This window comes from Saccharothrix sabaoui, from assembly GCF_051756985.1.
GTDB lineage: Bacteria > Actinomycetota > Actinomycetes > Mycobacteriales > Pseudonocardiaceae > Actinosynnema.
Genome location: NZ_JBPKJK010000214.1, coordinates 1 through 13,041 on the forward strand (window position 1 = coordinate 1; position 13,041 = coordinate 13,041).

Sequence of the window (13,041 nt, forward strand, 5' to 3'; positions counted from 1 at the left end):
CGTGACCTGGGTGTCCTTGGGCACGCGCTGCCCGGCGCGCACGGACTGGTTGACCACGCGGGCCCGGTCGTTGTTGTTGAACTGCACGTCCACCTTGAGGCCCGCCTTCTCCAGGTCCTCCTTGGCGTCCTTGACGCGCTTGCCCTCGACCTGGGGCACGGTCACCGCGTTCGACAGGAACACGGTCACCCGCCGGTCGGCGCCCGACACGTTCGAGCCCGCGGCCGGGTCGGTGCGCACGACCTTGCCCGCGTCCACGGACTCGGAGAACTCGCCGGGCCCCTCGACCGGCTCGAACCCGGCGGCGCTCAGCTCGGCGAACGCCTCGTCCTTCGACTTGCCGGTCACGCTCGGCACCGGCCGCGGCTGCACGCCCTTGCTGAGCACGATCACCACGGTCGAGCCGATCGGCACCGGCGTGCCGGGCGCGGGGTCGAGCGTGACCACCTTGCCCTTGGGCACGCGGTCGCTGAACGCCTCCTTCGCCGGGTCCACCTTCGCCTGGAGCCCGACGGACCTGATCTCCTGCTCGGCCACCGCCGGGTCGACGCCGGACTGCACCTGCGGCACCACGGGCTTGCCCGCCGACACCACGAGCCGCACCAGCTCGCCCTGCGTGGTCTCGGTGCCCGCGGGCGGGTCGGTGCTGATGACCTCGCCGGCGGGCACCGTGTCGCTGTTCTCGGTCCGCACGGTGTGCTTGAGGGAGGCGGCGGTGATCAGCGAGATGGCCGTCGACTCGTCCCGGCCGACCAGCTCGGGCACGTTGGTGACCCGGCCGATCGAGAACCACCAGGTCGTCACGCCGATGACGAGCGCGGCGACGCCGACGACGCTGATCCAGGTGATGAACTGGCGCTTGCTGCGCGCCTGCAGCTCCGCCTGCAACTGCTCGGGCGTCTTCTTCTTCGGCGCCCGCCGGGGGCGCGGCCTCGGCCTGGGCGCGGTCCTGGGCGCCTCCACGGGCGGCACGGGCTGGAAGGCGCCGCGCGGGATGGCCCGCGTGCCCTGCGGGCCGCTGACCGGCGTGACGAGCGGGTTGGGGCGGTGCACGGGCACCGTGGGGTCGGCGAACGCCGTGCCCACGCCCGCGCCGACCCGGACCGGTTGGATGTGCACGGTCTGCTCGCCGGGACCGGGCGCGGGCACCTGCTGGGTGCCCGGCTCGACGAACGCCACGGGCCGGGCCAGCGGGTGGGGCTGGACCTGCGTCGCCTGGTCGGCCGGGTCGGGCGGTGGCGCGGACGGGGACGGGGGCGCGGACGGGGAGGGCGTCGACGCGGCCGGTTCGGCGGCGGCCACCACCGGCACGTCGGCGCTCACCAGGCCGAGCCGGGCCCGCACGGCCTCCACCTCGGACAGGAACGAGTCGGCGTCCGCGGGCCGCAGGAACGGCTCCTTGCGGGTCGCCCGGCGCACCAGCTCCGCCACCTCGGCGGGCACGTCCGGCACCGGCGGCACCTCGTCGTTCACGTGCCGGTACGCCACGGAGATCGCGTTGTCGCCCACGAACGGCGGCGCGCCGGTCAGCATCTCGTACAGCAGCACGCCCGCCGAGTACACGTCGCTGCGGGCGTCCGTGGTGCCGGTGGTGACCTGCTCGGGCGAGAGGTAGGCGACCGTGCCGAGGATCACCGAGTCGCTCGTGACGCCCGCCGTGGACATCGCCCGGACCAGGCCGAAGTCGGCGACCTTCACCGCGCCGCCGCGCCCGATCAGCACGTTCTCCGGCTTCACGTCGCGGTGCACGAGGTCGGCGCGGTGCGCCGCGGCCAGCGGCGAGAGCACCTTCTCCAGCACGGTCAGCGCCAGCGGCACGTCGAGCCTGCCGCGCTCGTTGAGCAGGTCGCGCAGCGTGCCGCCCTCGACCAGCTCCATCACCAGGAAGACCCGGTCCTCGTCCACGCCCTGGTCGTGCACCTGCACGACGCCGGGGTGGTGGAGCTTCGCCGCGGCCCGCGCCTCGCGCTCGAACCGCGCGACGAACTGCGGGTCCGCGGAGAACCTCGGGTCCATGACCTTGATGGCCACGGGGCGCTCCAGGCGGGTGTCCACACCGCGGTACACGGAGGACATGCCGCCCCGCGCCACCAGGGTGCCGACCCGGTAGCGTTGTTCGAGCAGCCCGCCGATCACGTTCGTCGCCGACCTTTCCACAGCCGTGGATCGTACGGTGGGGTGGTGCCGATCGGTGCTGTGCGCTGGATGGTCCCACGCGCGCGTGTGGGCTCCGCGTCAAAGCCCCGCGGAACAGGGGGTGTCCGGCAGGCGACCCGGGGGTGTACCCCCACCACCCGGTTGGCGCAGGGCATCGCTCCCGGCGTTGTGGCATCGTGACGCACGTGAGTGCGATTCCTGCCGCTGCGGATGTGCTGGCTCCCGACCTCGAGGTCCTCGACCTCCCCGAGGTCGGAGAGCGGCTTGGCCTGCCGATCAACCGTGTCCACCAGCTGCTGCGCGACGGCCAACTCCTCGCGGAGCGCCGGAACGGTGTCCTCGTCGTCCCCGCCGACTTCCTCGCCGCCGGAGGCGTGGTGAAGGGGCTGCCCGGCACCATCACGGTGCTGCGCGACTCCGGTTACTCGACCGAAGAGATCCTCCGGTGGCTGTTCACCGAGGACGAGACCCTGCCGGGCACGCCCGTCGAGGCGCTGCGCGGCGACCGGGGCCGCGAGGTGAAGCGCCGCGCCCAGGCGCTGGCCTTCTAGCCGACCGCGCACCACCTCCCCGTCGACCGGCGTCCGGGCGGCCCCAGAGCGGGTCGCCCGGGCGCCGAGCCCCGCGGTCACGCGTACCGGCTGGACAGCTTCAGGGGGTCCGGTCTGGTCAGCGACGCGCAGGCCAGCGCCGACACCAGGGCCGTGCAGGCCAGGTAGCCCCACGAGTACAGCGCCGTGTCGCCGTTGGGGTAGGTGACGAGCAGCATCCAGACGGAGAAGAACGCGCCCGCCTTCAACGCCGTCCCGGACCAGTGGAACGCCGCCGCCATCACCAGCGGCCAGCTGAAGTACCAGGGCAGGGTGGCCGGGGACAGCACCGCGACGGCGAACATCGTGATCGCCGCCCGCCGCACCGCGTCCGGGCCGCCGTCCTGCGCCGCCCACCACTGCCGCCACGCGATGTAGACCAGCAGCAGCGACCCGAGGCCGCGCGCGACGGTCATGAACCAGCCCGGCTCGACCCGGACGAACGCGTCGACCACCGTGTGCGCGAAGTCGCCGACCGCGCTGGGCAGCGACAGCCAGTTCACGATCGTCGACGACGAGCTGAGCGCCGGTATCCAGCCGAGGTCCAGGCCGGAGACCAGGGTGGTGCCGGCGAACACGGCGACGAACACCGCCACGCCGCCGGTGATGGCCTTGCCGAGCTGGGCGGCGCGCGTGCCGTGCAGCCGCCTCGCCCACACCAGGACGAGGAACGGCAGGGCGACGACGGCGGTGGCCTTCACCGCGAACGCGAGCGTGACCACGGCCAGGCCCAGCACGTGCCTGCGGTCGAGCACGAGGAGCACGCCGGCGGCCAGCAGGCCGACCATCAGCAGGTCGTTGTGCGCGCCGCCGATGAGGTGCACGAGCATCAGCGGGTTCGCCGCGGCCACCCACAGCGCGGTCGCGGGCCGCCCGCCCAGGTGGCGGGTGAGGCCGGGCAGCGCCCAGCACAGCAGGAGCAGGCCGCACGCCAGCACGAACCGCATGACGACGACGCCGCCGATCACGCTGGCGCCGGTCGACCAGACGACGCCCTCGGCGAGCATCAGGAACAGCGGGCCGTAGGGGGCGGGCGTGTTCTGCCACACCCAGCTCACGTTGTCCGACAGCGGGCTCTGGAGCACCGCCGGGCCGACCGAGTACGGGTCCAGGCCGTTGAGCGCGAGCTGGCCCTGGGCGAGGTAGCTGTAGATGTCCTTGCTGAACAGCGGTGGCGCGAAGAGCAGGGGCAGCGTCCAGGCGACGATCGCGGTGAGCACGGCGGCGCTGCCCACGTGCCGGTTGCGGACCATCCGGCCGAGCCTGACCCACGACCAGATCACCATGCCCAGGCCGAGGTAGAGGACGGCGGTGGCCAGGTCGTGGCCGTGGCCGTACCTGATCCAGCTCAGCGAGGTGTCGGCGAGCAGCGGGTCGCGCTTGAGGATCGCGCCCGCGCCGGTGCCGCCGAGCGCGAGCAGCATGACGCCGCCCACGCCGAGCAGGATGGTGCGGATCGGGATGCCGCCCGGGTCCGGCCGGTCCTGCGCCTGGGTAGCCGACGACCGCACCGGCTCGACAGGTGCGGCGCTCGATCGGGGGAGGGACGGGGTCGCGGCCATCGCGGGAACATCGTTGCACAAGGCCAGGAGGGACCGGCACGTGATGGTGCAACCCGGTGACGGGCTCGTAACGCCCGGGGCGATCCTCGCACGTCGTGATCACCCGGGGGAGTGACCACATGGAGTATTCGACGTGCGGCGCCGTCCGGTTCGGGTGCCTTTCGCGGCGGCCCCTCAGGAGCGCGCGCGTGCCCGGTGGGCGGCGAGCAGGCGGCGCGGCGCGCGGGCGCTCGCGCCGGTGATCCGCTGCGCGGCCAGCCGGCCGGAGATCAGCACCGGCGGCACGCCGACGCCCGGCGTGGTGCCGCAGCCCGCCAGCACCGCGTTGTCGAGCACCAGGTTGCGCGGCCGGAACGGCCCGGTCTGCGCGACCGTGTGCGCCGCCGAGAACGGGGTGCCCGCGGCCAGGCCCATCCCGGCCCAGTCGAGCGGGGTGACCAGGCGCTCCACCTCGACGGCGTCGCCGAACCCGGTCAGGCCGCGCTGTTCGAGGGTGGCCACGAGCTCGTCGCGGTAGGCCGGGCCGACGCGGGCCCAGTCGACCGGGCCGGCGTGCAGGTTCGGCGCCGGGGCCAGCACGAACATGCCCTGCTCGGGCGGGGCGGTGACCAGCAGCGACGGGTCGCTCATCGGCGTGCCGAGCCGGGTCAGCTCGTCGAACGTCCGCTCCCACGCGGCACCGAAGAAGAGGGTGTGGTGGGCCAGCTCGGGCCAGGTGCGCGACACGCCCGCGTGCAGCACGACGGCCGACGGCGACCAGGTGATCGGGAGCGGCCGGCGCGGGCGGTGGCCGAGCAGCCGGTAGGCGGCGGGCAGGTCCGGGGTGAGCACGACCGCGTCGCACGGGATGCGCTCGCCGCGGGTGGTGCGCACGGCGCTCACCCGCCCGCCGACGCGCTCCAGCCACGCCACCGGCGTCTGGTAGCGCACGTCGGCGCCCGCGTCGACCGCGGCGGCGGCGAGGGCGTCCGGCAGCGCCCGCATCCCGCCGCGCGGGTGGTGCACGCCCGCGACCGTGTCCATGTAGGCGATCACGGCGTAGGCGGCGAGCGCGCGGCGGGGCGGCACGCCCGCGTACAGGGACTGGAAGGAGAAGACGCGCTGCAGGCGCTCGTCGCGCAGGAAGCGGGCGACGGAGGGGCCGAGGCGGGCGAACCCGCGCAGGGCGGCGAGCCTGGCCAGGTGCGGGGTGAGGAGGGAGAACGGCGAGTCGAAGTTCGCCCCGATGAACGAGTCGCGCTCCACCCGGTACAGCTCGGTCAGCCAGCGGCGCAGGTCGCGGTAGCCCGCCGCCTCGCGCGGACCGGCGAACCGGCGCACCTCGTCCTCCATGGCGTCCGCGTCGGCGCGCACGTCGAGGACGGAGCCGTCGGCGAACCTGGCCCGGTAGGCGGGGTCGACCGGGAGGAGGTCGAGCCGGTCGGCCAGCGAGTCGCCGACCGCGTGCAGCGCCTCGTCCACCAGCTCCGGCATGGTCAGCACGGTGGGGCCGGTGTCGAAGCGGTAGCCGCCGAGGTCGAGCCGCCCGGCCCGGCCGCCCGGCACGGCGTCGCGCTCGACCACGGTGACGCGGCGGCCCGCGCCGAGCAGGTGCAGGGTCGCGGACAGCCCGGCGAGACCCGCACCGACCACGACGACGTGGTCGGTGCGGCCGGTGACGGTGCGCATCGTCAGTGGGTCCGTTCGGTGGCGCTGATGGCGAGTTCGGCGAGGCGGTCGGCGGCCGGTTCGGCGACGGGCGCGGCGGCCAGCGCGGCCAGCGCGGACGTGGTCAGCTCGGTGATCCGCCGCTCGACGGCGTCCACCGCGCCGACGTCGCGGAGCTGGGCGCGGGCCAGGTCGACGGTGGCGGGGTCCAGGTCGGGGCGGCCCAGCGCCTCGTGCAGCACGTCCGCGCCGCGCTGCATGCCCAGCGCCACGAGCAGGGTGCGCTTGCCCTCGCGCAGGTCGTCGCCCGCGGGCTTGCCGGTGACGGCCGGGTCGCCGAACACGCCGAGCAGGTCGTCGCGCAGCTGGAACGCCACGCCGATGTCCCGGCCGAACGCGCGCAGGCCGTCGACCAGCTCGGGCGAGCCGCCGCCGATGGCCGCGCCCATGTGCAGCGGGCGTTCGACGGTGTAGGCGGCGGTCTTGAGGCGGTCGATGCGCAGCGCGGCGTCGGGCGAGGAGTCGCCCCGGGCCTGGGTGAGCACGTCGAGGTACTGGCCGGCCAGCATCTCGGTGCGCATGTCCCGCCACGGCAGGCTGAGGCGCTGGAGGGCGTCGGTGGGCAGGCCGGCGGCGAACAGCATGTCGTCGGCCCAGGCCAGGGCCACGTCGCCGATCAGCACGGCGGCGGCCAGGCCGAACCGCTCGGGTTCGCCGAGCCACCCCCGCTCGCGGTGCCGCTCGGCGAACCGGACGTGCACGGTCGGCATGCCCCGGCGGGTCTCGGAGGCGTCCATCAGGTCGTCGTGCACGAGGGCGCACGCCTGGATCAGTTCGAGGGAGCTGACCGCGGTGAGGACCGCCGGCGTCCCCGGGCCCTCCGGGTCGCCGCCCGCGGCGCGCCAGCCCCACCAGGCGAAGGTGGGGCGGATGCGCTTGCCGCCGCCGAGGACGAAGTCGGCCAGCGCGTCGACCGCGCCGGTGAAGTTCTCCTCCATCCGCGCACCCAGGACCCGGCGGTCGGCCAGGTATCCCGCCAACGCCGCGTCGACGTGCTTGGGCAGTTCGAGGTCCAGGGGGTGGAGCGGCACCCGCCTATCGTCGCCCCTGCCCCGGGGGCCTGCCCAACCGGGTGGTCGGTCCCATCTGGTGAAAGGTTCCTCCCACGGGTTGGGGGTGCCTTTAGGCTGGTGGCATGACGTCGGTGGTCGAGCGCCTGAGCGGGGACTCCCCCGTGTTCTCCGTGGAGTTCTTCCCGCCCCGCGACGCGGCGGACGAGACGGTGCTGTGGCGCGCGATCCGGGAGCTGGAGCCGCTGGACCCGGCGTTCGTGTCGATCACCTACGGCGCGGGCGGCTCGACGCGCGACCGGACCATCCGGACCACCGGGCGCGTCGTGCAGGAGACGACCCTGGTGCCGATGGCGCACCTGACGGCCGTGGACCACTCGGTGGCCGAGCTGCGCAACGTCATCGGCTGGTACGCGGCGGTCGGCGTGCGCAACATCCTGGCGGTGCGCGGCGACCCGCCCGGCGACCCCCACGGCGAGTGGGTGCCGCACCCGCAGGGGCTGACGTACGCGGAGCAGCTCGTGCGGCTGTGCCGGGAGCTGGGCGACTTCTGCGTGGGCGTGTCCGCGTTCCCGTACGGGCACCCCCGGTCGGCGAGCCTGGACGAGGACACGAAGTACCTGGTGAGCAAGCTGCGGGCGGGGGCGGACTTCGCCATCGCGCAGCTGTTCCTGGACGTGGAGGACTTCCTGAGGCTGCGCGACCGGGTGGTCGCGGTGGGCTGCGACACACCGGTGCTGCCGGGGCTGATGCCGTTGACGACGCCGCGGACGCTGGCCAAGACGGTGGAGCTGTCGGGCGCCCCGCTGCCGGCCGCGGTGGCGCGCCGGCTGGAGCCGCTGGCGGGGGACGCGGCGGCGTTCCGCGAGGCCGGGGTGGACCTGGTGACGGAGATGGGGGAGCGGCTGCTGGCGGAGGGCGTGCCGGCGCTGCACTTCTACACGTTCAACCGGTCGAGGGCGACGCGCGAGGTCGTCGGGCGGCTGGGGCTGGTCCCGGCGCGGGCCTGACCGACGCGGGCCTGACCATCGCCGGCCTGACCATCGCCGGCCTGACCATCGCCGGCCCGACCGGCGCGGGACTGACCGACGCGGTCAGCCGGTGCGGCCGTCCCCGGTGCCCGGTGCCTCCGGGGAGCGGGGACGGCCGCGCGGCCCTCAGGCGTGCAGGTGCCGCTCGGTGGCCGAGTCGAGGGTCACGGCCAGGCGGTTGAGGCCGTTGATGCTGATCACCAGCGCCAGCAGGTCCGCCAGCCCCTTCTCGCCGAACGCCGCCGCGGCCCGCTGCCACAGCTCGTCGGGCACGCCGTGCTCGCCCAGCCGCGTCACGGCGTCGGTCAGTTCGAGGGCGACCCGCTCGGTGTCGTCGAAGAACCGGGACTCGCGCCAGACGGCGACCGCGAAGAGGCGCTGGGGGTTCTCGCCCGCCTTGAGGGCGTCCTGGGTGTGCATGTCGACGCAGAACGCGCAGCCGTTGAGGACGGAGGCGCGCAGCTTCACCAGTTCGAGGAGCGTGTGGTCCACGTTCTCGGTGACGTAGGTGTTCAGGGCGATCATCAGCTGGTACGCCTCGGGGGCGACCGCGGCGAAGTTCATCCTCATGCCCATGGGACGGGGCGGCCCGGCGAGGTGTGACAGGGGGCCGTCAGGCCAGCGCGCTGCGCCTGTGCGCGACCACCGCCAGGACCACGACGATGAGCGCCGCGCCGCCGGTCAGCCCGGCCACCAGCATCGTCCACCCGAAGTACGAGACGGCGTTGTCGCCCTCGTAGCGGACGGTGGCGTTCAGCATCGAGGCTTGGCCCGGTTTGGGTGACCAGGCGATGGTGGCGTTGTCCTCTTCTCGCCCGTTCGTGTCGATGATTTCACCCGGGAAGCTGATCTTCACCTGGATGTCGGCCCGCTCCGGCGGCACCTGGGTCAGGTCCACCGAGCCGGACAGCGACACCAGGTCGCCGGAGCGGCGGAAGTTCAGCTGGTAGCGGCTGGACGAGGCGCTGGTCGCGATCGACAGGGCCCGCACCTCGTCGAACGCCAGGCCGCTGAAGAACACCTGGGTGCCGACGTACCCGTCCACGGCGTACGGCTTGGTGGTGACCCGGCCGGCCAGCTCCTCCGGCACCTTGAGCTGGGGGCCCGGGTCGTTGTCCCGCGCGGGGGGAGTGGCGGCGGTGATCTCGCCGGACACGCGGTCGTCCTGCGACAACGCCATGGCGGCGTGCAGCCTGACGCACCCCGTCAGCGACAGCAGCGCGAGGAGGAAGACCGGCAGGAGGAGCGCGGAGGCCCTGGGCACGCGGTCATCCTGCCGGCTGCCGTCAAAAGTTGACCGGTGGTCCAGAATCGTGAGCCTCGCTAAATACCTGTCGGTGGTACAGGGGCCGCCGGTAACGTGCGGCGCATGTCAACCTCCCAGGCCGGCGTGCACGGCATCAGCAACCAGTTCGTGGCCGACTACGCGGCGGCGGACCCGCTGGTCGCGACCGCCATCGGCAAGCCCGGCCACGACCACCGGTTGCCCGACTACTCGCCGGAGGGCCACGCGGCCCGGGAGGAACTGGCCCGCAAGGCCCTCGCCGCGGTCGGGGCGGCCGAGCCGGCGGACAAGTCGGAGGCCGACGCCAAGGCCGTGTTCCTGGAGCGCGTCGGCCTGGAGGTGGAGCTGCACGAGGCCGGCCTGGTCGAGGGCAACCTCAACGTGATCGCGAGCCCCGTGCAGTCGCTGCGCGAGGTGTTCGACCAGATGCCGACCTCCACGGAGGACGACTGGGCCGTGATCGCCCAGCGGCTCAAGGCCGTGCCGGAGGCGCTGGCCAACCTGCGCGCCGGCCTGGCGTCGTCCGCGGACAAGGGGCGGGTCGCCGCGCTGCGCCAGGTCACCAAGGTCGCCGAGCAGTGCGACACGTGGGCCGGGCGCGGCGATCGGCCGTCGTTCTTCGCGGGCTTCGTCGCGGGCGCCCCCGGTGACGGCGCGCTGCGGACGGAGCTGCGGGCCGGCGCCGAGGCGGCGGCCTCGGCCTACGGGGACCTGGCGGCGTTCCTGCGCGCCGAGCTGGCGCCCCGCGCGCCGGAGAAGGACGCGGTGGGCGAGGACGTCTACCGCCTCCAGTCGCGCTTCTTCACCGGGTCGCGGCTGGACCTGGCCGAGGCCTACGAGTGGGGCTGGGCGGAGTTCACCCGCATCGAGACCGAGATGCGGCAGGTCGCGAACCGGATCAAGCCCGGCGCCGGCCTGGCCGAGGCCGCCGCCGCGCTGGACGCGGACCCCCGGTACCTGGTGCACGGCAAGGACGGCCTCCAGTCGTGGATGCAGGAGCTGTCGGACAAGGCGCTCCGCGAGGTGCGGGACGTGCACTTCGAGCTGCCCGACGAGCTGATGGCGCTGGAGTGCCGCATCGCGCCGCCCGGCGGGGGTGTGGGCGCCTACTACACGGGCCCGACGCCGGACTTCTCCCGGCCCGGCCGCATGTGGTGGTCCGTGCCGGACGACAAGCAGGAGTTCTCCACCTGGCGCGAGGTCTCGACCGTCTACCACGAGGGCGTGCCCGGCCACCACCTCCAGGTCGCGACGGCGGTGTACCAGGCCGAGCGGCTCAACGACTTCCAGCGGCTGCTGTGCTGGGTCTCCGGCCACGGCGAGGGCTGGGCGCTGTACTCCGAGCGGCTGATGCGAGAGCTGGGCTACCTGGAGGACGACGGCGACCTGCTCGGGATGCTCGACGCGCACCTGTTCCGCGCGGCCCGGGTGATCATCGACATCGGCATGCACCTGGAGCTGGAGATCCCGAGGGGGACCGGGTTCCACGAGGGCGAGCGGTGGACGCCGGAGCTGGGGCTGGAGTTCATGCTCACCCGCACGATCACCGACGCGTCGCACGTGCACGACGAGATCGACCGCTACCTGGGCTGGCCCGGCCAGGCCCCGTCGTACAAGATCGGCGAGCGGCTGTGGCTGGCCGCGCGCGAGGACGCGCGGGCGCGGCACGGGGCCGACTTCGACCTCAAGGCGTTCCACACGCGGGCGCTGGAGATGGGCGCCATGGGCCTGGACACGCTGCGCGAGCGGTTGGCGGAACTCTGACGTTCTGGTTCGATTCCGACCCCGGTGCCTCACGCGCAGGTCACCGGGGTCGGTGTTTGATTGTCGTGCGTACGAGTGAGGGGGGACCGATGGGCGGACGTACGAGGCGCGCCGCGCTCGGGGCGCTGGCGGTCGCGTTGCTGCTCCTCGGGGCGGCACCAGCGCAGGCCCAGCCCGGGGTGGGCGACCAGGCGCAGTGGCGCATCCGGCAGGACATCGTGGACCACGCGCTGCGCGAGGTCGGCCAGCGCGAGGGCAACGGCAACTACTACCCGCAGAAGTACCAGGACGTGGAACCGGGCGTGCTGCGCCCGGCCGAGTGGTGCGGCGTGTTCGTCAACTGGGCGTGGGCGACCGCGGGCGTGGTGGACAAGCCGTCGATGCGGCCCGCGCCCGGCGCGTCCGTGCTGGAGCAGGGCCACTGGGCGACGTACTGGCAGAAGTGGGGCAAGGCCAACGGCCGCTGGAAGGACGTCTCCGAGCGGGACGTGGAGCCGGGCGACGCCGTCGTGTACGGCAACTTCCCCGACTTCCACGCGCACGTCGGGCTGGTGGTCGAGGTCAAGTACGACCGGACCGGGCTCAAGGCCACGCACGTGCGGACGGTCGAGGGCAACTTCGGCGAGCGCGTCGTCTACTCGAAGCTGCGCCCGATCGAGGGGCTGAACGCCGGGAAGTACCTGAAGGCCACCGGGTTCGTGTCCCCGTTCTGACCCGCCGGCCGGTCCGCGGGCCGATCCGGTCCGCGGACCCGGCCCGCGTGGTCCGGTTCGCGGGGTCCGGCCCGCGGGCCGGGGGCTAGTCCACCGGCAGGGTCCGGCCCAGGACGGCGAACGGGCGCGGGTCGCCGGTGAACTGGTAGTGCCGCAGCACGTCCGCGAACCCCATGCGCCGGTACAGGCGCCACGCCTTGCTCGGGCCCTCCGGCGTGGACAGCAGCACGCGCGACGTCGTGACGCCGGCCAGGAGGCTGCGCAGCAGCTGCTCGCCGAGGCCCCGGCCCTGGGCGCGCGGCAGGACGTGCAGCTCGGTCAGCTCGAAGTAGTCGCGCATCCACTCCTCGACCGCGGTCGGCCCGGCGACCGTGGTCAGGCCGTGCCGCACCTGCTCGTGCCACCACTGGCCCACCGAGCCCCGGTAGCCGTAGCCGATGCCGATCAGCTCGTCCTCCTCGCCGAGGGCCACCACGCACCGCCAGCCCTCGCGCAGCATGTGCGCCAACCACATGGGCGCGCGCTGCTCGGCCGTGCCGGGCGGGTAGTCCATGGCGCTCACGTACAGCGCCAGCGCCTCGCTGAGGCGGGCGTTCAGCTCGCGCGCGGACAGCTCGACGAGCCGCTGAGACGGTGCGGCGGTCACTGCGCGACCTCGGCGGGCGTGCCGCCGGTCAGGTCGACCAGGCCGGCGCAGGTGGTGGGGTAGACGGCGTGCGGGTGCCCCGCCGCGGCCCACACCACCTCGTACCGCTCCAGGGCCACGTCGACGAACGTCCGGATGGGCGCGGGGTGGCCGACCGGGGAGACGCCGCCGATGACCTGGCCGGTGTGCTGACGGACGAAGTCCGGGGTGGCGCGGTCGATGCGGTCGACCCCGGCGAGGGCGGCGAGCTTCCCGGTGTCCGCGCGGTGCGCGCCCGAGGTGAGCACGAGCAGCGGGGTGGTCGCGTCGCCCTTCACGGCGGCGAACACGAGGCTGTTGGCGATGGCCCCTACCGGCACGCCCACGGCCTCGGCCGCCGCGGCGGCGGTGCGGACGGCGTCGGCCAGCACGCGGATGCCGTTCGCCGCGTCGTGGTGCCCCGCTTCGGCCAGGGCGGCGGCGACCTTGCGGATGCCGGGGTGGTCGAGTGCGCTCACCCGTTCATGAGACCACGCGCGGCCGGGTTGAGGAGTGCCGGGCCGGCAGGATAGTCTTGGTCGGCTCGAACACCTGTTC

The 13,041-nt window shown here is 74.0% G+C and carries 12 protein-coding genes; 4 read left to right on the top strand and 8 right to left on the bottom strand.

Annotated elements, in window-relative coordinates; all coding sequences use genetic code 11:
- Positions 1 to 2,157, bottom strand: a 2,157-nt coding sequence (locus tag ACR807_RS37855; protein ID WP_438926334.1) for a Stk1 family PASTA domain-containing Ser/Thr kinase, incomplete at its 3' end; no start/stop codon positions are given.
- Positions 2,158 to 2,342: 185 nt separating this feature from the next.
- Here ACR807_RS37855 and ACR807_RS37860 point away from each other — a divergent pair.
- Positions 2,343 to 2,708: an Rv2175c family DNA-binding protein gene (locus ACR807_RS37860; RefSeq protein ID WP_438926335.1), complete on the top strand. Its 366-nt coding sequence runs from the start codon at positions 2,343 to 2,345 to the stop codon at positions 2,706 to 2,708.
- Positions 2,709 to 2,785: 77 nt separating this feature from the next.
- On the opposite strand, the gene mptB is transcribed toward ACR807_RS37860, so the two are convergent.
- The 3 genes from mptB to ACR807_RS37875 all read right to left on the bottom strand — a co-directional run bounded on the left by mptB (position 2,786) and on the right by ACR807_RS37875 (position 7,047).
- Positions 2,786 to 4,309 (bottom strand): polyprenol phosphomannose-dependent alpha 1,6 mannosyltransferase MptB, encoded by a 1,524-nt coding sequence (gene mptB / locus ACR807_RS37865; RefSeq protein WP_438926336.1) that lies wholly within the window; start codon positions 4,307 to 4,309, stop codon positions 2,786 to 2,788.
- A gap of 174 nt (positions 4,310 to 4,483) precedes the next feature.
- The gene (gene crtI, locus ACR807_RS37870) at positions 4,484 to 5,977 is read right to left on the bottom strand and encodes a phytoene desaturase family protein (RefSeq protein ID WP_438926337.1); all 1,494 of its coding nucleotides are present in this window, start codon (positions 5,975 to 5,977) and stop codon (positions 4,484 to 4,486) included.
- A 2-nt stretch (positions 5,978 to 5,979) separates the two neighbouring features.
- Positions 5,980 to 7,047, bottom strand: coding sequence for a polyprenyl synthetase family protein (locus tag ACR807_RS37875; protein WP_438926338.1), 1,068 nt, complete (start codon positions 7,045 to 7,047; stop codon positions 5,980 to 5,982).
- A 104-nt stretch (positions 7,048 to 7,151) separates the two neighbouring features.
- Between ACR807_RS37875 and ACR807_RS37880 the strand changes: the two genes are divergently transcribed.
- Positions 7,152 to 8,036 carry a methylenetetrahydrofolate reductase gene (locus ACR807_RS37880; RefSeq protein WP_438926339.1) on the top strand — a complete coding sequence of 295 codons (885 nt, stop codon included), beginning with the start codon at positions 7,152 to 7,154 and terminating at the stop codon, positions 8,034 to 8,036.
- A 147-nt stretch (positions 8,037 to 8,183) separates the two neighbouring features.
- On the opposite strand, the gene ACR807_RS37885 is transcribed toward ACR807_RS37880, so the two are convergent.
- Both ACR807_RS37885 and ACR807_RS37890 read right to left on the bottom strand, forming a co-directional pair.
- On the bottom strand, positions 8,184 to 8,627 hold the full coding sequence (locus ACR807_RS37885; RefSeq protein WP_438926340.1) for a carboxymuconolactone decarboxylase family protein: 444 nt from the start codon (positions 8,625 to 8,627) through the stop codon (positions 8,184 to 8,186).
- Positions 8,628 to 8,670: 43 nt separating this feature from the next.
- Positions 8,671 to 9,321, bottom strand: coding sequence for a DUF3153 domain-containing protein (locus ACR807_RS37890; protein ID WP_438926341.1), 651 nt, complete (start codon positions 9,319 to 9,321; stop codon positions 8,671 to 8,673).
- Between the two features lie 105 nt (positions 9,322 to 9,426).
- On the opposite strand from ACR807_RS37890, the gene ACR807_RS37895 reads away from it, so the two are divergent.
- Together ACR807_RS37895 and ACR807_RS37900 are read left to right on the top strand one after the other, a co-directional pair.
- Complete coding sequence (locus ACR807_RS37895; RefSeq protein ID WP_438926342.1) at positions 9,427 to 11,106, top strand: DUF885 domain-containing protein; 1,680 nt, start codon at positions 9,427 to 9,429, stop codon at positions 11,104 to 11,106.
- 89 nt (positions 11,107 to 11,195) lie between these two features.
- Positions 11,196 to 11,819, top strand: a complete 624-nt coding sequence (locus tag ACR807_RS37900) for a CHAP domain-containing protein (protein WP_438926343.1) — start codon at positions 11,196 to 11,198, stop codon at positions 11,817 to 11,819.
- Between the two features lie 85 nt (positions 11,820 to 11,904).
- Here ACR807_RS37900 and ACR807_RS37905 read toward each other — a convergent pair whose 3' ends face one another.
- Together ACR807_RS37905 and ACR807_RS37910 are read right to left on the bottom strand one after the other, a co-directional pair.
- Positions 11,905 to 12,465: a GNAT family N-acetyltransferase gene (locus tag ACR807_RS37905; RefSeq protein ID WP_438926344.1), complete on the bottom strand. Its 561-nt coding sequence runs from the start codon at positions 12,463 to 12,465 to the stop codon at positions 11,905 to 11,907.
- Complete coding sequence (locus ACR807_RS37910) at positions 12,462 to 12,962, bottom strand: YbaK/EbsC family protein (protein ID WP_438926345.1); 501 nt, start codon at positions 12,960 to 12,962, stop codon at positions 12,462 to 12,464. Before ACR807_RS37910 ends, ACR807_RS37905 begins: the two co-directional genes overlap by 4 nt.
- Between the last annotated feature and the right edge of the window lie 79 nt (positions 12,963 to 13,041).

Coding starts and splice junctions, on each gene's coding strand:
- mptB (WP_438926336.1), bottom strand. CDS start 4,309: ATGGCCGCGACCCCGTCCCTCCCCCGATCGAGCGCCGCACCTGTCGAG.
- crtI (WP_438926337.1), bottom strand. CDS start 5,977: ATGCGCACCGTCACCGGCCGCACCGACCACGTCGTCGTGGTCGGTGCG.
- ACR807_RS37880 (WP_438926339.1), top strand. CDS start 7,152: ATGACGTCGGTGGTCGAGCGCCTGAGCGGGGACTCCCCCGTGTTCTCC.
- ACR807_RS37885 (WP_438926340.1), bottom strand. CDS start 8,627: ATGAGGATGAACTTCGCCGCGGTCGCCCCCGAGGCGTACCAGCTGATG.
- ACR807_RS37895 (WP_438926342.1), top strand. CDS start 9,427: ATGTCAACCTCCCAGGCCGGCGTGCACGGCATCAGCAACCAGTTCGTG.
- ACR807_RS37900 (WP_438926343.1), top strand. CDS start 11,196: ATGGGCGGACGTACGAGGCGCGCCGCGCTCGGGGCGCTGGCGGTCGCG.